The sequence below is a fragment of the Paenibacillus sp. tmac-D7 genome, assembly GCF_006519665.1.
In the GTDB taxonomy this organism is placed as follows: Bacteria; Bacillota; Bacilli; order Paenibacillales; family NBRC-103111; genus Paenibacillus_G; species Paenibacillus_G validus.
On record NZ_VIDW01000036.1, the window covers coordinates 1 to 19,739 of the forward strand.

Annotated in this window: 22 protein-coding genes; 20 read left to right on the top strand and 2 right to left on the bottom strand. The window is 47.9% G+C overall.

Going from position 1 to position 19,739, the window contains the following annotated elements; genetic code table 11:
• Positions 1-145: 145 nt before the first annotated feature.
• Genes FKP33_RS20210 through FKP33_RS20245 form a run of 8 tightly spaced genes read left to right on the top strand, consistent with a single transcriptional unit; the run spans position 146 to position 6,874 of the window.
• The gene (locus FKP33_RS20210; RefSeq protein WP_127608053.1) at positions 146-511 is read left to right on the top strand and encodes a MobC family plasmid mobilization relaxosome protein; all 366 of its coding nucleotides are present in this window, start codon (positions 146-148) and stop codon (positions 509-511) included.
• 13 nt (positions 512-524) lie between these two features.
• Complete coding sequence (locus FKP33_RS20215) at positions 525-1,946, top strand: relaxase/mobilization nuclease domain-containing protein (RefSeq protein ID WP_141336213.1); 1,422 nt, start codon at positions 525-527, stop codon at positions 1,944-1,946.
• Entirely contained in the window at positions 1,858-2,820 is a 963-nt protein-coding gene (locus FKP33_RS20220; RefSeq protein WP_236595683.1) for a PcfB family protein, read from the top strand. The genes FKP33_RS20215 and FKP33_RS20220 overlap by 89 nt, the downstream gene beginning before the upstream one ends.
• Complete coding sequence (locus FKP33_RS20225; protein WP_127608051.1) at positions 2,817-3,710, top strand: hypothetical protein; 894 nt, start codon at positions 2,817-2,819, stop codon at positions 3,708-3,710. Before FKP33_RS20220 ends, FKP33_RS20225 begins: the two co-directional genes overlap by 4 nt.
• A 15-nt stretch (positions 3,711-3,725) precedes the next feature.
• Positions 3,726-3,917 carry a hypothetical protein gene (locus tag FKP33_RS20230; protein WP_054795919.1) on the top strand — a complete coding sequence of 64 codons (192 nt, stop codon included), beginning with the start codon at positions 3,726-3,728 and terminating at the stop codon, positions 3,915-3,917.
• Positions 3,904-5,679, top strand: a complete 1,776-nt coding sequence (locus FKP33_RS20235) for a VirD4-like conjugal transfer protein, CD1115 family (RefSeq protein ID WP_054798835.1) — start codon at positions 3,904-3,906, stop codon at positions 5,677-5,679. Before FKP33_RS20230 ends, FKP33_RS20235 begins: the two co-directional genes overlap by 14 nt.
• Positions 5,676-5,975: a glutamyl-tRNA amidotransferase gene (locus FKP33_RS20240; RefSeq protein WP_430016623.1), complete on the top strand. Its 300-nt coding sequence runs from the start codon at positions 5,676-5,678 to the stop codon at positions 5,973-5,975. Before FKP33_RS20235 ends, FKP33_RS20240 begins: the two co-directional genes overlap by 4 nt.
• A 59-nt stretch (positions 5,976-6,034) precedes the next feature.
• On the top strand, positions 6,035-6,874 hold the full coding sequence (locus FKP33_RS20245) for a VirB6/TrbL-like conjugal transfer protein, CD1112 family (RefSeq protein WP_127608049.1): 840 nt from the start codon (positions 6,035-6,037) through the stop codon (positions 6,872-6,874).
• Between the two features lie 7 nt (positions 6,875-6,881).
• Here the strand turns inward: FKP33_RS20245 and FKP33_RS20250 are convergent, their stop codons facing one another.
• Positions 6,882-7,214, bottom strand: coding sequence for a helix-turn-helix domain-containing protein (locus FKP33_RS20250; protein ID WP_127608048.1), 333 nt, complete (start codon positions 7,212-7,214; stop codon positions 6,882-6,884).
• A 157-nt stretch (positions 7,215-7,371) separates the two neighbouring features.
• Between FKP33_RS20250 and FKP33_RS20255 the strand changes: the two genes are divergently transcribed.
• The 6 genes from FKP33_RS20255 (at position 7,372) to FKP33_RS20280 (ending at position 11,337) form a co-directional block, all read left to right on the top strand.
• Positions 7,372-7,560: a hypothetical protein gene (locus FKP33_RS20255; protein ID WP_054795922.1), complete on the top strand. Its 189-nt coding sequence runs from the start codon at positions 7,372-7,374 to the stop codon at positions 7,558-7,560.
• 16 nt (positions 7,561-7,576) lie between these two features.
• A complete protein-coding gene (locus tag FKP33_RS20260; RefSeq protein ID WP_127608047.1) occupies positions 7,577-7,948 on the top strand; it encodes a hypothetical protein in 372 nt (123 codons plus the stop codon).
• A complete protein-coding gene (locus tag FKP33_RS20265; protein WP_127608046.1) occupies positions 7,932-8,282 on the top strand; it encodes a PrgI family protein in 351 nt (116 codons plus the stop codon). Before FKP33_RS20260 ends, FKP33_RS20265 begins: the two co-directional genes overlap by 17 nt.
• Before the next feature lie 5 nt (positions 8,283-8,287).
• Positions 8,288-10,615 (top strand): VirB4-like conjugal transfer ATPase, CD1110 family, encoded by a 2,328-nt coding sequence (locus FKP33_RS20270; protein WP_127608045.1) that lies wholly within the window; start codon positions 8,288-8,290, stop codon positions 10,613-10,615.
• Between the two features lie 160 nt (positions 10,616-10,775).
• Positions 10,776-11,036: a type II toxin-antitoxin system Phd/YefM family antitoxin gene (locus FKP33_RS20275; protein WP_127608044.1), complete on the top strand. Its 261-nt coding sequence runs from the start codon at positions 10,776-10,778 to the stop codon at positions 11,034-11,036.
• Positions 11,029-11,337, top strand: coding sequence for a type II toxin-antitoxin system RelE/ParE family toxin (locus tag FKP33_RS20280; protein WP_141336214.1), 309 nt, complete (start codon positions 11,029-11,031; stop codon positions 11,335-11,337). The genes FKP33_RS20275 and FKP33_RS20280 overlap by 8 nt, the downstream gene beginning before the upstream one ends.
• Before the next feature lie 196 nt (positions 11,338-11,533).
• Here FKP33_RS20280 and FKP33_RS20285 read toward each other — a convergent pair whose 3' ends face one another.
• Positions 11,534-12,727: a transposase gene (locus FKP33_RS20285; RefSeq protein WP_141336221.1), complete on the bottom strand. Its 1,194-nt coding sequence runs from the start codon at positions 12,725-12,727 to the stop codon at positions 11,534-11,536.
• Positions 12,728-13,688: 961 nt separating this feature from the next.
• Between FKP33_RS20285 and FKP33_RS20290 the strand changes: the two genes are divergently transcribed.
• From FKP33_RS20290 to FKP33_RS20315, 6 genes are all read left to right on the top strand, one after another.
• Positions 13,689-14,942, top strand: a complete 1,254-nt coding sequence (locus FKP33_RS20290; RefSeq protein WP_141336215.1) for a cell wall-binding repeat-containing protein — start codon at positions 13,689-13,691, stop codon at positions 14,940-14,942.
• 72 nt (positions 14,943-15,014) lie between these two features.
• Positions 15,015-15,398, top strand: coding sequence for a DUF302 domain-containing protein (locus tag FKP33_RS20295; protein ID WP_141336216.1), 384 nt, complete (start codon positions 15,015-15,017; stop codon positions 15,396-15,398).
• Between the two features lie 388 nt (positions 15,399-15,786).
• The gene (locus tag FKP33_RS20300) at positions 15,787-16,125 is read left to right on the top strand and encodes a metal-sensitive transcriptional regulator (RefSeq protein WP_372814415.1); all 339 of its coding nucleotides are present in this window, start codon (positions 15,787-15,789) and stop codon (positions 16,123-16,125) included.
• Positions 16,126-16,150: 25 nt separating this feature from the next.
• Positions 16,151-16,351: a copper chaperone CopZ gene (gene copZ / locus FKP33_RS20305; RefSeq protein WP_054798833.1), complete on the top strand. Its 201-nt coding sequence runs from the start codon at positions 16,151-16,153 to the stop codon at positions 16,349-16,351.
• 97 nt (positions 16,352-16,448) lie between these two features.
• A complete protein-coding gene (locus FKP33_RS20310) occupies positions 16,449-18,878 on the top strand; it encodes a heavy metal translocating P-type ATPase (RefSeq protein ID WP_127608042.1) in 2,430 nt (809 codons plus the stop codon).
• A gap of 47 nt (positions 18,879-18,925) precedes the next feature.
• Positions 18,926-19,549: an NAD(P)/FAD-dependent oxidoreductase gene (locus FKP33_RS20315; protein WP_127608041.1), complete on the top strand. Its 624-nt coding sequence runs from the start codon at positions 18,926-18,928 to the stop codon at positions 19,547-19,549.
• Positions 19,550-19,739: the final 190 nt, after the last annotated feature.

Here is a 19,739-nt window from a genome sequence, read left to right on the forward strand (position 1 = left end):
TCCAAATTCGCTTGTTAGGGGCGCAGCCCCTAAGACCCCATCATCGCGATGCTATCGTTTCGATGATCGAATCGTGTTCAAACTGGTTGTTCATCGCGGCAGCGTTCTGCTTCAAGGAGACATTTATGGAAAGGGGTGATGGTCGATGAGGAAACGTTCGATATCATTTCTGCTTCGCCTGAGTGAAAGCGAACATGCTCGCCTTACTAGAGAAGTGGAAAAAACAGGACTTTCTCGGGAGGCGTACATCCGAGCGCTCATTAATGGATATGTACCGAAGCAGCTGCCGCCACTGGACTACTACGCGATGATTCGTGAGCTGCACGCCATAGGCAATAATCTGAATCAACTGGCTGTGAAGGCACATACGACCGGTCGTCTGGAAAGAGCTGCCTTTCAGGAGGAAGCCGATCACTTGCGCCGTGCTGTTCAGCACATTCAACAGGCGGTAACCGAACCGGAGCGAAGAAGCGAACTACCTTCGATGCATACAAGCGGACATCCGCCGTAAGGGGGCATGACAAATGGCAACGACCGCGATCTGGGATGTGACTGACCGTTTGAAGCGCGTACTGGACTACGCTCGAAATCCCGACAAAACGACACAAGATCGCGCCGAACCAGATAGCTTGCAGCAGGCGCTTGGCTATGCGACAGCGGATGCGAAAACGGAGAGGCAACTGTACGTGAGCGGCATCAACTGCGACCCGCTCACCGCTTATGAGCAAATGCAGCGCACCAAGCGACAATTTCAAAAAACGGATGGCATTGTCGCGTTTCACGGATATCAGTCGTTCGCGCCGGGCGAAGCGACGTCGGAAATTGCCCATGCCATCGGGGTTAGGCTGGCGCAAGAACTATGGGGAGAACGCTTTGAAGTCGTCGTAGCGACCCATCTGGACAAGGGACATTTGCACAATCATTTTGTGTTGAATGCTGTTTCTTTTGTAGATGGCAAGCGGTACTACGACAACAAAGCTTCCTACGCTTTGCTGCGGCAAACGTCCGACCGGCTTTGCCGGGAGCATGCGCTGTCGGTCATTGAACATCCCGAACCAGGTAAAGCTAAGCACTATGGGGAGTGGCAGGCGGAACGCGAAAACAAACCAACTTGGCGGGGATTGATTCGTGAGGACATCGACACCGCCATCGCAGCTTCCATGACAATGACCCAGTTTTTCGCCGCTCTGCAAAAACAAGGGTATGCGATCAAAACCAATGTGAAACATCTGGCAGTGCGTCCGCCCGGCAAGGAGCGCTTCGTCCGCTTGCGCAGTTTGGGATACGAATATACGGAGGAAGCGTTAAAGGAGCGCATCTTGCAAAACCACATGCCGAAGCGCCAGCCCTCACTTCCGCTACCGCGCCGAAAGCGAGTTGTCAGGGTTCGTGGAGTTTGGAGGGCTGGACGTAAATTCAGCGGCTTGCAGGCGTTGTACCTACGCTATTTATATGAAATGGGCATCCTGCCCCGTCAACGTGCGTCCCCGCGAAGGACGCATTTTTTGTTGCGTCAAGACTTGCGCCACTTGACGGTCATCACCGAGCAGACAAGACTGCTGTGTCGCCGCCGCATCACCACGAAGGATGAGCTACTCGCAAATCTCACCGGGCTTCAGGAGGAAATGAAACAAGGGTACAGCGCGCGCAAGGCATTGTACAACCGGCTGCGCCGTTGTAAGCAGCCGGAGCAGCGTGAGGCAATCAAAAGACAAATTGCCGAGGCGACCCGGCAGCTTGCGAAACTGCGAAAGGAGGTGAAGCTTTGCACGGGTATTCTCGCCCGTTCGGAGGGGATGGTCCATTTATTGCGTGAACGTGAACCCGAACATCACATACGAAAGGAGATGAACGCCGATGAGCGGAAACGAAGCGGCCGATCAAGTCGTCAGCATGAGTCTGCGGGGCATCGAGATGGTGGCCAAAATTTCCGGGGAAGGCGCTAAGCATTTGGCGGTGTATTTGTTCGCCGCCTTGCAGGGACAGAAACGGACAAAAGGGCGCATCCGTTTGGAAAGTTTGCTCCGCAGCGGCAAGGAACTCAAGGTGTTTGCCGTGAAAACCGAGGATCTCCCGACTTTTTGTAAGGAGGCCAAGCGGTACGGTGTGCTATATTGCGCGCTACGCGACAAAAAGAACGTGGACGGGCTTTGCGATGTGATGGTGCGTGCCGAAGATGCGTCCAAGATCAACCGGATCGTCGAGCGCTTCAAACTGGCGACGGTAGACACGGCCAGCATCAAACAAGAAATTGCAAATACCCGCAGCGAAAAGCAGCCGGACGAGAGCCAAACTGCGCAAACGCCGGAGTTAAACGGCGAAGCGCCTGAGCGGGAAGGGAGTCCGCCATCTGTCACGGAGGAAGTTCGAGAAGATTTTTTGGACGAACTGCTGGGAAAGACCGAACAGCCGGAGGAGGTTCGGGCAGCAAGCCAGCAACCGGAAGCCGCGCCTCCGGAACCGACTCCCCCGGCAGCCGCACCTTCGGCCGACGAACGAGTGCAGCAGCAGACACCGCTGCCCTCTCCCCCGATGCAGGAGGGAAGAACGATGGAACCGGCCATTCCGTCCGTGCCTATCTCCGGGCACAGCGTCGACAACGTAAGGGATTCGACTGATCGTAAACCGGCGCAGGAAAAGGTGTCGATCCGTCAACTGTTGCGTGAAATTCGTGAAGAAAATCGCGAAGCGGAGAAAAGACGGCGGCAAATGGAGCGTGAGCCGTCTTTGCCTAAACGCAGGGATCGTGGCAAGGCAACATCGGGCGACAAAACGCCAACGCCCACTACCCGGAATCGAAAGCGAGGGAAATCCAAATGAACGAACTGGACGAATTATTCTCTACTCCTTCCATCCAGCGAGAGCAGTCGTTTGACAAGGAAGCGTGGGTTCACCAAAAACAGGAACAGCGGCAGTGGACTTACGACACGATTGATACGACGACGATGACGATTGTTCAAAATGGAGAACAGTTTCAGCGTTATCTGGATGTGCAAAGCCGTTTTGACCGTTACAGTGTCTCCAATGCGCTGCTGATTTTAGCACAACGCCCGGAAGCGACACGCATAGCGGATTTCGAGGGTTGGAAGGAACAAGGCGTATCGATCCGCCGCAAGGAAACCGGTTTTTATATTTTGGAACCGGGCGAGGAATACCGGCGGGAAGATGGAAGCACCGCGACCAGCTACAACCCGAAGAAGATGTTCGATATAGCCCAAACCACTGCAAAGAAACCGGATCAACCGGTCTACCCGGATGATCGCACCCGCATCAAGGCGCTCATGGATCGTGCGCCAGTACCGATCACAATCAGCGATGCGCTTCCTGCGGATGTGCATGCGCTCTACCAACCGGATGTGCGCAACATTGTCATCCGCCGCGGGCTGGCAGCTGGAGACATCTTCCGCGCACTGGCGCAGGAACTGGCGCATGCGGAAATGGATCGCGGCGATAGTCGCTACAGCCGATCAGAATATCAGTTTCATGCCTACAGTGTTGCCTATATCCTTTGCAAGCAGGCTGGAGTTGAAACGACCGCGTTCCGGTTTGACCGGGTGGCAGAACGGTTCAAAGACATGGAGCCGCAGCCGATTCGTGCGGAATTGACGACGATGAAAGAAGCTTCGCATACGATTTCCCGGCGTATGCACCGCATACTGAACCCGCAGCGGCAACCTTCGCAACCAGGTCGAACCGATCCTACCCGCTAAGGAGCGTGAGGAACCATGAAAACGGAAGAACGCATACTCAGTCTCGACCACTACGAGCATGGCATTGTCATCAACGCGTTGAATAAGCTGCGTAATGACTTGATAGGCGAGCGGCGGCCGACCGATGCGGTGGACGATCTGCTACTGAAAACGTTGGATGCGCCCTATCAAAGAATGAAACGCCGGAGTCGCCATGAAACGCGCTAAAGCCGCAAGGAGTCAACTTGTACTCGTTGCGGTTTTTTTTATTCCCGTCATATGGGTGGCGCTGCTCGTCGCCCCGGCGTTATCTGGGGGATTGCCTGCAATCCTGCTTCATCTAAGCGAGGCGAATCCCTTTCAACTCCAGTGGGTTGAGGATTCAATCCGAAGCCTGCTCGTCTGTACGCTGGCTTATGGGCTGGCGGTTGGCGCGTATCTGGCTTCGCCGCGTAATTATCGTCGCCGCGAAGAACATGGCAGCGCCAAGTGGGGCAAGGCGAAACCGATCAACGCCAAATACCAGAGCAAGCAAGCGGAGCAAAACAAAATATTGACGCAGCACGTGCGCATCGGTCTAGATGGACGCAAGCACCGCCGTAATCTGAATGTTCTCGTCGTAGGGGGTTCCGGTTCCGGCAAAACGCGGTTTTATGCGAAGCCGAACGTGATGCAGGCGCACACCTCATATGTCGTACTTGATCCGAAAGGCGAAATATTGCGTGACACCGGTCATTTGCTTCAGACGAAAGGGTATGACATTAAAGTGTTGGATTTGATTCATCCGCACCGTTCCCACGGCTATAACGCTTTCTCCTATTTGCAGGATGATAAGGATGTGCTAAAGCTGGTCACCAATCTGATTCGCAACACGACGCCCAAAAACAGCAATACGAACGATCCCTTTTGGGAACGTTCTGAAACCGCCTTGCTGGAAGCGCTCATGCTGTACTTGCTCTATGAAGCGCCGCCGGAGGAGCAGAACTTCCCGATGATTATGGAAATGATTGCTGCTGCCGAGGTTCGGGAAGAAGACGAAACGTACCAAAGCCCGCTAGATGAATTGTTCGAGCGGCTTGCCATGCGCGACCCGGAACATCTCGCCGTCAAGCAATACAACATCTTCAAGCTGGCTGCGGGCAAGACAGCCAAATCCATTCTGATCGGACTTGGCGTGCGATTGGAAAAATTCAATTTGCACAGCATTGCCGGAATGAGCCTGGTCGATGAAATGGACTTGCCACGTATCGGCACCCGGAAGACGGCGCTATTTGCCGTCATCCCCGACAACGACAGCAGTTTCAATTTTATCGTGGGCATGCTGTACACGCAGCTTTTTCAATGCCTCATGTACGAAGCGGACTACCGTTACGGCGGCCGTCTACCAGTGCATGTGCATTTTGTCATGGACGAGTTCGCGAATGTCGCCCTGCCCGATGAGTTCGACAAGCTGCTCTCAACGATCCGCAGTCGGGAAATATCGGTGTCTATCATTTTGCAAAACTTGGCACAGCTTAAAGTGTTGTACAAGGACGCATGGGAATCCATCGTCGGCAACTGCGATCTGTTCCTGTATCTGGGCGGCAATGAACAATCCACGCACAAGTATGTGTCGGAGCTACTTGGCAAAGAAACTATTGATACGAACACCTACGGCCAAAGTAAAGGACGCAGCGGCAGCTATTCCATCAACTACCAGCAGTCTGGCCGGGAATTGCTTACCCCTGATGAAGTGCGACTCCTTGATAATCGTTATGCGCTGCTGTTTATTCGTGGGGAACGACCGGTGCTTGATGACAAATACGAGGTACTGCGCCATCCTCATATCGCGCTGACGACAGACGGCGCAGGTCAGGCGTACCAGCACGGCGGTACGGAGCATGCGCTCGATTGGAGGACGGTGCAATTGGATGAGAACGGTGAATATGAGCTTTTGTCAGAGGAAGAACTGGAGGCATTATTTTTACATGAAGGGATGGATCGCGTTTGAAACGTAAAACGAAATGGCTGATTGCTTTCTACATGATGACGGTGCTGTTCGGGACGATGCTAGTTTCCACCGCCTATGCCCAAAGCGACCCGATGACGACAGTCAACAACTTGTCCAATTTTATCTTCGGGTTGATTCGCGCGGTCGGCATGATTATTTTGGGGTTTGGCGTTGTGCAGATCGGCTTGTCGCTCAAGTCGCATGACCCTTCGCAGCGAGCGAATGGTTTTTTAACCTTGGCCGGGGGCGTCATCATCACGTTTACCAAAGAGATTTTGGACCTGATCACAGGTTAAGCCATGGAGGATGAGGAATGAGCCGACGCCCGTTCCTCCCTCGACAGAAGGGTGAGCGTATGTCGAAAAACAGTTGGATTGCAGATAATTTGGAGAATGCTCTAGATACCTGGGAGCAGAAAATGAATGAAATCTGGCACCTTGTTACCCAGTCACCAGTCGATTTCAAGGGGGGCACCATTTGGCGCATCATCACGGATATTCACGGCGCGTTACAGGCAACGGGACTGGCGCTGCTGGTTTTATTTTTTGTCGTCGGTGTGATGAAAACAGCGGGTAATTTTGCCGAACTGAAGCGGCCGGAGCTGGCGGTCAAGTTATTTGTCCGATTTGTGCTGGCCAAGGCAGTTGTCACCTATGGTTTGGAACTGATGATGGCTCTGTTTACGATTGTGCAGGGCATCATCTCGACGATGATGTCCCGTTCGGGGTTTGGTGCGGTGGATGGCATGTCGCTGCCGGACACGATTACCCAGGCGATCGAAGATGTCGGGTTTTGGCAAAGCATACCACTCTGGGTCGTCTCTTTGCTGGGCAGCCTGTTTATTACCGTTCTGTCCTTCATCATGATTCTTTCTGTGTACGGGCGTTTTTTTCGGATTTATCTGTATACAGCGATTGCTCCGGTTCCGCTCGCCTCATTCGCTGGCGAGCCGAGCCAGAGTATCGGCAAATCATTTTTGAAAGGATATGCAGCCGCCTGTATGGAAGGGGCGATCATCGTGCTGGCGTGCATCATCTACGCGGCGTTTGCCAGCGCGCCCCCGGCTGTCGAAGCTGGCTCTGGCGCGGTCACGATGGTATGGACGTACATCGGAGAACTCATTTTTAACATGCTGGTCTTGGTCGGCACGGTGAAGATGGCCGACCGGGTCGTTCGGGAGATGATGGGTTTATAGGCGGGAATTATTGGATGGCGGTCAGAAACAGCTTCAGCAGCGCCAGCGAGTCTTTGCGCTGTTTGTCTGTGCATTGCTGGAGCGCGGCCATAATCAGCTCAATTTCATTGGAAGGTTCAGCGTAAACGTTTTGTAGCAGCAAATCATTCGGAGACAGTTTCAGCACATGACAGATGCTGAGCATCGTTTCTATCGACATGCCGGCTTTCCCCCGCTCAATGTCCGCGCAAAACCGGGGAACACGCCCGATCTGCTCGGCCAGTTGCTCGCGTGACATGCCCCATGCTTCTCTCCGTTTGCGTATCCGCTGGCCTACTATTTTTTTATCGTAAACGTGCATCGCTTGTCATCTCTTTCCGAATAGGAGTTCATAGTTCCTATTATGGACAAGCACAGAATTGACTTACATGAGTTTTGAAATTACTATCAGGGGGGGCTAAAAACTCATATCCAGATATGTTAATCGGTAGCCCATCTGAAAACAAGGCGGTGGAAGAATGAGCAATCTATTGCGTAAATTGGAGAAAGAACGACAGGAGCTGAACAAGCTAGGCGAGCAGTCATTGAAGCAATCCATTCGATTATCCGACAACCAGGAATTGCAGGAGCAAAGTCGCAAAGTGGATGAATTGCTCGTTCGTTATGAGCGTACCCGACGCAAACGGCATCGGAGACATGGTAGATGAGAGGTGTGGGCAAACGATGAAATTTCCGCCATGGTTCAGAGAAGCGATTCAAAAACGGCTAGACAATGTATCCGATCTTATTGAAAATCACTCCGAACTTAGCCGCATTCGGGAAAACGAAAGAAAAGCATTTGAACGCTTATTCGCGGGCATGGACATCGGGCGCATGCCGGAATTTGCGGGTTGGGAAGATTGTCAGCACCTCAAGCAAGCAATTATGAATGAATGGCTATATCTGCAAGGTCTGAAAGATGGCATACAGCTTGCGTCCGCGTTATCGAGTCATCTTCATCCGTTCGATGAGCAGGGCTTCGCCAACATAGATAGTCGCCAGCCCGATGCACGGGCGGCAGATTCGGGAGGTCCTACACATGGAAGTCAAAATTAACCGGGAAATCCGGGAATATACCGAGAGCTTGTTTTTTGGACTGTCCTTGCGGCAGTTCTTTTTTTCAGTATTGGCCGTTCTGGTGGCAATTGGCTTGTACTTTGCTTTGCGAGACCGCTTCGGCGTGGAGACGCTCAGTTGGATGTGCATTCTGGGAGCCGCCCCCTGCGCCGCGCTCGGGTTTATTCACTACCACGGCATGACGGCAGAGCAGCTTCTGTGGACGTATGTAAAATCCGAATTTCTCATGCCCAAACGGCTGGTTTATCGCGCGACGAACATTTACTACGAGGTGCTGCATAAGTATGTCCAGCAGCGTGAGCAAGGAGAGTGAAGCTCGTGATTAAAACGCTTAAACGAATTATCAAGCAAGACAAGGAACGGTTCGCCATTCCGAAGGGTGTCCAGCAAGTCATCCCGATTCGTGCCATCTGGCCGGATGGGATTTTTTTTGTGGGCAACAAGTTTTCTAAGTCGTACCGATTTGAAGACATGAACTACGCTGTCGCCTCCAGAGAAGACAAGGAAGCAATGTTCCTAGCCTATTGCGAACTGCTTAATTCTCTCGATAGCGGCGCGACGACGAAAATCACGATTCATAACCGACGTTTAAATCGGCTGGACGTGGAAGACACCTTGCTGATCCCCCATCGTCAGGACGGACTTGATGGATACCGCGAGGAATACAACCAGATGTTGCTCGACAAGGCGATGGGCGCAAACGGCACTTTTCAGGAAAAATATATTACGGTATCTGTGGTCAAAAGAAATGTGGAGGATGCCCGTCAGTATTTCGCCAGAATCGGTTCGGAACTGATGGCGCATTTCTCGCGTCTTGGTTCCGCATGCGTGGAACTGGATGCGATAGATCGCCTGCGCATGCTCCATGATTTTTTTCGAATTGGCGAGGAGGCTGACTATCACTTTGACTTGTCCGCTACCATGCGCAAGGGACATGACTTCAAGGATTACATCAGTCCGGATACGTTTGAGTTCGAACGGGATTACTTTCGGATGGGACGCTACTTTGGCCGTGTCGTTTTTCTACGGGAATACGCGAGCTACATCAAGGACAGCATGGTGGCTGAATTATGCGACCTAAACCGGAACTTGCTGCTATCTCTTGATGTGATACCGATTCCGACCGATGAGGCCGTCCGCGAAGTGGAAAACCGGCTGCTCGGCGTGGAGACGAATATAACGAATTGGCAGCGGCGGCAAAACAACAATAATAATTTCTCTGCCGTTGTTCCTTATGATATGGAGCAACAACGCAAGGAAAGCAAGGAGTTTCTGGACGATCTGACGACACGCGACCAGCGCATGATGTTCGGACTGCTGACAATGGTGCATATTGCGGAGAGCAAGGAGCAGTTGGACAACGATACCGAAGCCCTGTTGACAACTGCTCGCAAGCATCTATGCCAGTTAGCACCGCTGACCTTTCAGCAAATGGACGGACTCAATACGGTGCTTCCGTATGGATTGCGCAAGGTACATGCGTTGCGAACTTTGACGACGGAAAGCACTGCCGTTTTCATTCCATTCCGGGCACAGGAGGTCATCCATCCCGGCGGTATGTATTACGGCCAAAATGTCATCAGTAAGAATATGATTATGGCCAACCGCAAGCAACTGTTAAACGGGAACAGTTTCATTCTGGGGGTATCCGGCTCAGGTAAAAGTTTTACGGCAAAGCGTGAGATAGTCAATCTGGTGCTAGCAGGCGATGACGACGTGATCCTGATTGACCCTGAGCGTGAATATTCTGCGCTGGTGGAAGCACTGGGCGGCGAAACGGTCCATATTTCCGCAACCTCGCCGAATCATATTAATGCCATGGATATCAATCGGCAGTACGGCGACGGGGCCAATCCAATCATCCTCAAGTCGGAGTTTGTTCTGTCGCTGTGCGAACAACTGATGGGCGGCTATCCCCTTGGCGCAAAGGAGAAGTCGTTGATCGACCGCTGCACCGCAAAAGTGTATCGAACTTATTTGCAAAGCAATTTCAAAGGCGACCCGCCTACTTTGCAACATTTTCACGCTGAACTGCTCAAGCAATCTGAACCAGAAGCGCAAGACATTGCTCTGGCGATTGAGTTGTTTACTTCCGGCAGTCTGAATACGTTCGCAAAGCCTACTAATGTTAATGTCTATAACCGGCTCATTTGCTATGATATTCTTGACTTGGGAAAGCAGCTGCTCCCGATTGGCATGTTAGTCGTACTGGATAGTATCCTGAATCGGATTACACAAAACCGGGCAAAGGGAAAAAATACGTTTATCATTATCGACGAGATTTATCTGTTGTTCCAGCATGAATATAGCGCCAACTTTCTTTTCACGCTTTGGAAGCGTGTCCGAAAGTATGGCGCCTTTTGTACGGGAATTACGCAAAACGTGGACGATTTGCTGCAAAGCCATACGGCACGTACCATGTTAGCAAATAGTGAATTTATCGTCATGTTGAATCAGGCCAGCACCGATCGGATGGAGCTTGCCGAGTTGCTTAATATTTCAGACCTGCAACTCTCATACATCACGAATGTAGACGCCGGAAATGGACTTATGAAGGTAGGCAGTTCCCTTGTTCCATTTACCGACAAATTCCCGCGGAATACGAAACTGTATCGCCTAATGACGACAAAGCCCGGGGAGGGATAACAAAACAGCAGTAAGCGGTTGGTCGCCATTAGATCCATCCGCTTACTATTTTATAAAGATGGTGACAGATAGTAGGGATGATTAATAAGATGATTAGTAAGATCATTGAATGTAGGGGATATTTATGGTACAATAAGGCCACGAAAAGGAGCTGGATGTTATGCCTAAAATAATCCCAATTCGCGATTTGAAAAATACGAGTGAAATTTCTCAAATGTGTCAAGAATCTGATGAGCCTATTTTTATTACCAAGAACGGATATGGAGACATGGTTCTCATGAGCATGAAAACGTATGAGGAAAAGATGTTTATGCTTGATGTCTACGAAAAGCTGAATGCAGCTGAAAAACAATTGGCGGAAGAAAAAGTTCTTGATGGCGAATCTTCATTAAAAAGCATAAGAGAAAAATACGATGTATAGATTGATTGTCACAGAACTTGCTCATCAGGATTTAGATAATATTGTTTCATACATTGCAGTTCAGCTGGCAAATCCAACAGCTGCTTCTGATTTCCTTGACGAGGTTGATAAGTGTTATGCTCATCTAAGAAATAACCCTGTAATGTATCCTAAGTGTCAAGATAATCGATTGGAGAAGGAAGGTTATCGAAAGGCGGTTATAAAGAATTATATTCTTGTCTATAAAGTGGACGAAGCCGCAGAAAAGGTAGTTATTTTACGCTTCTTTTATGGAGCACAAGACTATAATAAATTAATATAGAAACATAATATAATCGAAAGCAACTCTTATCTAGGTTGCTTTTTTCTATGCTTTATATATGAGCATTTTGCATAATTCCATTTCCGGAGAAAAAGCCAACAGATTACTAGGTCAATGGTTGGTTTCAACGTCGTTAAATGACGACTTTTGAAAAAAAGGGCAGACCTGCAGAATTTTTTGTCTTTTCCTAAAAAATTTATGCTGCGACTTTGCCTGAATGTTCAGCCATAGCGAGTGCAGAAACCAGCAATACAATGGCGTTAAGGTACTGGTGAGTGGTAACTTTCCGGATCCCCCACACGTGCATCGCATCGGCAGTTAGATACGTTTTCAGACGGGAATTACACCGCTCAACGCTGGTTCGTTCGTTGTACAGTTCTTTCCAGCGCTTGCTGTCACGATGTGGTGTGGAATAGCGACGCAGATCACTTGTTGTATCCACTTTAACGACCATTCCATAATTGGAAAACGAGCAAGCGGCCATACCAAGCGGACAATCTACCTTGCCTGTAGCATGGGGACAGCGGAATTTCAGAACATCACCATCGGCTCCCCAATAAGTCATCGGAAACCCCATGGAGCAGCAAGGCGTTCCGTTCGATGTCATGCCGGCAGGCGGCTCTTTCTCATTGCGAAGATTTAACGGGATGATGGCTTGTGCTTTCAAATTTCGGGCAACTTCGTAATTTTTGAGCTGGTCGTACCCGGCGTCGAGCACAAAGAAGTCTACTTTGGTTGTGGCTGCCACCTGTTCCATGAGATCAGGCGCTATATCGCCGTCATTGACATGAGCCGGTGTCACGGTGAGGGTCATCGGCAGTTCGCTTTTCGTGTCGACGGCCAGATGAAGCTTGTAACCAAACCACTTCATCTTGTTGCCGAAAGAGTCGAACTTGGCACCCCAGTTCGCATTTCCTGTTAATTCACTTTTACGTTTAGGCTGTTTCTGCTCATAAGCGTGGATCGCGGCACTGTCGATCGCAATATGACTTCCGTCGATGATGCCTTTTTGCTTGCAGCGTGTGACCAGATCCTCAAATAGGCGCTTGGCTAAGTCTTTGGTTGTCAACTCAGCAAATACGCGGCTTAACGTTGCTACCGATGGAGCTTCCCGATCCAGTCGAAGTCCGCATTGATAACGGAAACGAAGATCCATCTCCAATCGGCGATGCAGGCCGGTGAATGTATCTATATTCTCAAGCGGTGCTGCTAGCAGGGCGCGGAGAATACCTTGTCTGCAGTGCCCTTCAGCACCTCGGGGTGAACGACTTCTCAATTCCTTCGCATAAGGACGCAGGTCCAGCGTGCTGAAAAAGATAGGCAGACGTTCTTTAGTTTCAAGTTTTTGCAGTTCATCAAAGGAAAATAGACTTTCTTGTAGAATATACAAGGTGACTTCCTCCATTCTTGGGTTTTTGGTTTGGTCACCGAAAAACTTCTACAAGTTGGGGTGAAGTCCCTTTTTTATGCTTGGAAATCCTTGCGGCTCAAGGACTCAGATTTTTGCAAAATGCTCATATAAATAACAATGCAGTTACCAAGGAAATACGAAATAAGAGATTTTTCAACTGAATCATTCTATAAAGATCGAGATAGATGGAAGAAGCAAATAATTAGGAACAACATACCAATGTAGAATAACCCCTGGCCAACGGCTAGGGGTAACACATTCCTATATAGGCACAGATAAATGGTCAACTTTTTGGGAGTTCAGTTCTCGTTCAAAGTCTTCGCAAACCTCGCTATACACGGATCTCTCCATCATGCTTATCATACATTATGCAACGGTGTCGTTACTAGGCACGTGCGCTCTTTCCCCGGCAAGTTTTGAAAATTTCTTCTCCTGTTTCGAGTAATTAGTTTTTTGTTGCTCAAGATAAAGTTTCATTTTTAAATGCCAATCCACCTTTTTTGTCGGCAACAATCTTCATGATTGAGGGTGTAGGCACCGCATTGTGTAATAGGTGAAGTTATTGCATACCTCCCTTAGGGGCGAATTCGTGATGTTTGCATCACGTATAACAGTCTATGCTAGATAGCATAACATGAACACGGCATGTGCCCAAAATATGATACGAAACCTGAATTCAACAAAGTATGGAAAGATGTATAAATCAAATGGCAAGTTTGATTTATCGTACGCAAAGTAGACATTTTACGCTGTAACCGATTGTTCGTGACCTCATACAGTAGCTTTACTTGTAAATCAAGACTAATTGGGGCGTAAATTCCCCAGAAACAAATGGATAAGACTTTCAGCCGTTTGGAAATAATATACGGGAAGCCGCAAAGGCAGAAGTTTGAAGTACATCTAAAAGTTACAGATGAAAATCCAAGATGGAGGATTTCGCATGAATAAGCGTTTAAAGATCAATATCCTTTTCTTCGCAGTAATATTGACATTAACTGCATGCACACCGGGAGCTACACAAGGCCAACAAACACAAAAAGGTCAAGTAAACGTCGATCAACAGAAAAACAAAGCGTCAGAGCCTCCTTGGATCGCTTCTAAAAATACAACACGTATTAACAACAGTGATCCTTTTCAAACGGCCGTATTGGTGTCCAAAACGGTTTGGATGGCGACAAACGAAAAGAACCAGCCCGGTGGTGTTATTCTGGCCAACCCAGAAGATTGGCAATCCGCACTAGTAAGTGCAGATTTAATTCATCATCCGAATAATGGCCCCGTATTATTTGTGAATAAGAATAATGTGCCAGAGATTACGAAAAATGAATTAAAAAGGCTCAATCCTGTAGGATCGACTTTGAATAACGGAACACAAGTTATTTTGGTCGGAAATCTGGATCAAAATGTTGAGCAGGAAATCAAAGGAATGGGCTTTAAAACAGATTGGATTAAGGGTGAAGGTCCCGCAGCTATCGCTAAAACAGTAGATGATTATTATGCAAGAATTTCACAGGGCTATCCACAATCTGTAATTATAGGCTCTCTGGATAGCCAAGAATATTCACTGCCAGCAATTAACTGGATTGCACACATGCCTGAGCCGCTACTGTATGTAACAAAGGATGAGATTCCAACGGATACAATAGAAGCATTAAAGCTTAGAAATGGAAAGGCATCTATTTATTTATTGGGACCAAAGAGCATTATATCCGAAAATGTTGAAAAACAATTAGGACAGTACGGAAAGGTCGTTCGGATCTCTGGAAACGACCCTTATGAAAATGCCGTTGCATTTGCTAAATATAAAGACCCCGAGACCGGATTTGGATGGGGAATCACTTCACCGGGACATAACTTTTCGTTTATTAGTCTGAATACAGCATCATTGGCTCTCGCAGCAGCGCCTTTCTCACATCTGGGCAAACATGCTCCTATTCTTTGGACTGATAAGGAGAAGATGCCGGACACTGTCATGGATTACATGATGACGGTTCAACCCAAATATAAGAAATCTCCAACGGAAGGGCCGTATAACCATTCTTGGTTAGTCGGCGATGAACAATCGTTGAATAGGGCTGCACAAGGAGAAATTGACGATATGCTGGAGATCATTTCTTCCACAGGCGAAGGACATGGGCAACATGAGGGAAATTCTAAAAACGGCATGTCGGAAATGCCGGCTATGGGTCATTAGATGTTAAATAAAAGGACTTACTTGCGATTGTCTTCATCGCGGGCGAGTTGAACAGGGAAAAGAGGAAAAGTCATGTTCCATTACACTGTTAAGACAGCAAAAACGCCTAAAGAAGCAATTTCAGCCCTTACTGAAAACCTAAAGGAAGAAAAATTCGGTGTCCTCTGGCAATTAGATATGCAGGAAAAACTTCATGAGAAAGGTGTTGATTTTGACAATACTTATCATATTCTTGAAGTATGCAATCCAAATGAAGCCAAACGTGTGCTTTCAGAAAATGCTTTGGTTGGTTATTTCCTCCCATGTAAGCTTGCCGTTTATGAAGAGAGCGGGAGTACCCGGATCGGCTTGCCGAAGCCTACGGCTTTAATCGGACTTGTAGAGAACGATGAACTGATGGCTATCGCTTCAGATATCGAGAAGCGGCTTATAGCCTGCGTGGAAAAAAGCCGTTAATCCGCGATATCCAAAGGACGTTGTGATTAACGCCTCTGGTCTGAAAATATCATTAGCTATAAGGTACGTCTAGACACTGCCTCCGGGTATGTGTCATTTTTCATTGAAATTTAGTGTTTTTGGTATGAGAAAAATGGACTTAAAAAAAAAACTACTGTTCGAAAAAATAGTGACATAAGGGACGGATTAATGAACTGGATGATGGATGGTATGTTCGGAATGTGAATCGTCATGTTTATTGGAATGGCTTTGATTATTGCGGTATCCGGATTTACTGTCTATATCGTTATTAGAAAATTGCTTCAGCGCAAACACCCGAATTTGCGGATAATAATGATTGACAATTACCATAGGGGGGTATACTATAAATACAAGGAGGTGCAATTTAGTGGAAATCATACAAACTGGGGTTACAGATGTTCAAGAACATTGTTGTTCGAGTTTAGATGAACGGAAAAGTCATCATTCCAGTAAAACGAAAGCTGCACTAACAGCTCGATTAAATCGGATTGAAGGACAGGTCCGAGGTATAAAAGGGTTAATCGAAAAGGATACTTATTGTGATGATGTTTTGAATCAAATTGCCGCGGTTCAATCCGCTCTGAACGGCGTAGGAAAACTGTTATTGGCCGAACATTTAAAAAGCTGTGTTGTGGAACGAATACAAGATGGTGAAGTCGAGGTTATTGAAGAACTATTGAAAACAATGAATACTTTAATGAAGTAAATTTCAAATAAAGGAGACCCGTAACATGCAAAATCAAACATTGAAAGTGGAAGGCATGTCTTGCAATCATTGTGTAAATTCTATTGAAGGAGCACTGCGAAATATTGGGGTAACCGCAAAAGTTGATCTAAAAAATGGTACAGTTCAGGTTCAGTATGATGAAAATAACGTTAATCTTGAGAAAATCAAACATGAAATTGAAGAGCAAGGCTATGATGTGGTTTGAAATTTAACGAAGTAGTCACTCGCATCGAGTGACTATTTTCCATCATTTTTTTACTCAAAATTATACCCCCCATGGGTACATGAAAAGGTGACTACAGATGGAATCCAATCAAATCGAATTGAAGCAAAGTTCCCTGCAAATTACTGGTATGACCTGCGCCGCGTGTGCGAATCGTATTGAAAAAGGCTTGAATAAGTTGGAAGGGGTTAAAGAGGCCAATGTTAATTTCGCGATGGAGCGGGCGACGATAACGTACGATCCTACAGTAATGGATCTTTCAAAAATGGAACAAAGCATACAAAAACTGGGGTACGGGACGGCAAAGGAAACAATCGACCTGCAGCTTAGTGGTATGACGTGCGCAGCCTGTGCAAACAAGATTGAAAAATCGCTTAACAAGCTGCCGGGTGTTACGAATGCAACTGTCAACTTTGCGATGGAAACAGCTCATGTGGAATATAGCCCGACGGAAGTTACTGTCGCCGATATGCAGAACCAAGTAGAAAAACTAGGTTATAAAGCAATGCCAAAACAAGCTCAAAGTAATTTGGAGGAACATCGGCATCAAGAGATAATACATCAAAAGCGTAAGCTATTCATTTCAGTCCTATTAAGTTTGCCGTTGTTGTGGTCGATGGTTAGCCACTTTTCATTCACATCGTGGATCTGGATGCCTGAATTATTTATGAATCCGTGGTTCCAATTGGCACTTGCCACCCCAGTCCAGTTTTATATCGGAAAGCAGTTTTATGTGGGTGCCTTTAAGGCTTTACGTAACAAAAGCGCCAATATGGATGTGCTTATTGCACTAGGAACGTCTGCAGCCTATTTCTATAGTTTGTATTTATCGATTGTGTGGGCATCATCTGCGGATGCTGCACATCATGGACCGGATCTGTATTTTGAGACAAGCGCCGTATTGATTACATTGGTTGTTCTCGGAAAACTATTCGAATCTCAGGCGAAGGGACGAACGTCCGAAGCGATCAAAAAACTTATGGGCTTACAAGCCAAAACCGCGCTAGTCGTGCGCGATGGACAGGAACTGACCATTCCGGTTGAAGAAGTAGTGACCGGAGATATCGTACTTGTGAAGCCGGGTGAGAAAGTTCCCGTAGATGGAGAAGTGGTCGAGGGAACGTCATCCGTAGATGAATCGATGTTAACCGGAGAGAGTATTCCCGTAGAGAAAAACGTAGGCGACTTTGTCATTGGAGCGACCGTTAACAAGAACGGAAGATTGAGAGTAAAGGCAACAAAAGTCGGTAAGGAAACAGCGCTGGCTCAAATAATTAAAGTTGTGGAAGAAGCACAAGGTTCGAAAGCGCCGATCCAACGGGTAGCGGATCGCATCTCCGGCATCTTTGTACCGATTGTAGTCGCCATTGCGGTTTTAGCCTTTGGGGTTTGGTACTTCATTGTAACACCAGGCGATTTTGCCAGTGCATTGGAAAAATCGATAGCTATCCTTGTTATCGCTTGTCCGTGTGCGCTAGGTCTTGCAACGCCAACCTCAATTATGGCGGGCTCCGGTCGTGCAGCAGAGATGGGCGTTCTGTTCAAAGGCGGAGAACATTTGGAATCGACGCATAAAATCGAGGCGATCATCTTGGACAAAACCGGCACGATTACAAAAGGTGAGCCGGAATTGACCGATGTATGGGTCGATAATATGGAGGAATCGGATTTCCTGCGCCTAGTCGGTGCAGCTGAGAAGAGTTCGGAACACCCGCTTGCGGAGGCGATCGTGTCAGGTGTTAAGGGGAGAGGTCTGGAACTTCCCGAAGCTAGCGAGTTTGAAGCCGTCCCGGGATACGGCATCCGCGCTGTTGTAGAAGGAAAGGTGATCTTGGCCGGTACCCGCCGTTTAATGGCCAAGTATGGCGTAACTGCGGAGCAGGCGTTCGATCAGATGTCGAAGTTAGAGCAGGAAGGGAAAACAGCGATGCTTATTGCGATCGATCAACAATATGCCGGAATAGTAGCCGTGGCTGATACGATTAAAGAGACTTCAAAAACGGCTGTTGATCGCCTCAAGCGGATGGGACTAGAAGTAATCATGATTACGGGGGACAACGAGCGGACGGCTCGGGCCATTGCATCGCAAGTCGGTATTGATAATGTGTTGGCCGAAGTGTTGCCAGCGGGAAAAGCGGAAGAGGTCAAGAAATTACAGTCGCAAGGCAAAAAGGTGGCGATGGTTGGCGACGGTATCAACGACGCTCCAGCCCTGGCACTGGCGGATATCGGGATGGCGATCGGTACTGGAACCGATGTAGCCATGGAAGCAGCTGATGTAACATTGATGCGTGGTGATTTAAATAGTATACCTGATGCGATATTTATGAGCCGTAAGACAATGCGGAACATTAGGCAGAATTTATTCTGGGCTCTTGCTTATAACTCCGCTGGAATCCCGATTGCGGCAATTGGCTTGTTGGCGCCATGGGTGGCTGGAGCGGCAATGGCGTTCAGTTCCGTTTCCGTAGTGTTAAATGCATTGAGATTGCAGAGAGTGAAAATTTAAGTTTGAACTAAGCTTCATATATATTGAAAAGGGAGAGTGAAAATCAAATGGCTTTTCAGAAATTTGCCGTAACACCTGGGTTTGGAGTGGGTGGTACAATATTTAAGCCTAACCAGCTTGCATTGCTAGGTTCCATCGTAGGGGAAGATGCCCAGATTGAAATGACGACATTCAAGCAGCTTTATGTGGCATTGCAAGAAGAACGTGTGCAAGAAGTGCAGAAACAATTGCAGGAAGCAGGCTTGGAGATTCACCCTGCAGGCTTTTATTCGAAAAGTTTAATTGCATGCAATTTTTGCAGAGGAGCAGAGGATGCAGGGTTGGATGTAGCCGAAACACTCGATAAGGCAATTGTCGGTCATCCAGTTCCCAGTCCATTGAAGATTGGTTATGCAGGTTGTGCGCTCGGTACGAGCGAGCCTTTACTAAAAGACATTGCTATCGTGAAAATGAAAGATAGATATGATCTCTATGTTGGTGGCGATGCCAAAGGTTTGAAGGCGCGGCTTGCGCAGTTGTTAGTACCTGGCCTTAGAGCAGAACAGCTTATTCCTGCAGTCACCCGATTGATTACAGACTTTCAGCAGAACGGAAAAAAGAAAGAGACCTACGCCAGATATGCGGAACGTATATCGCTGGAAAAATTACGAGAAGTTGCTGAAGCAGCTTAATATTTCAGAGGGGACTACTAGTGAAAGAACAGTATAAGGTTGGTGCTGAGCGGTATTTTAGGAAAATCCAATTTAGTTATATCTTATAATCGCTGTATAAATAAAGTAAATGGATGCCAAGGAAATAGTATAGCAGTCCGAAGTTATTTTAACTTTGTACTGCTATACTGTAATTCTTAGATAAAAACTA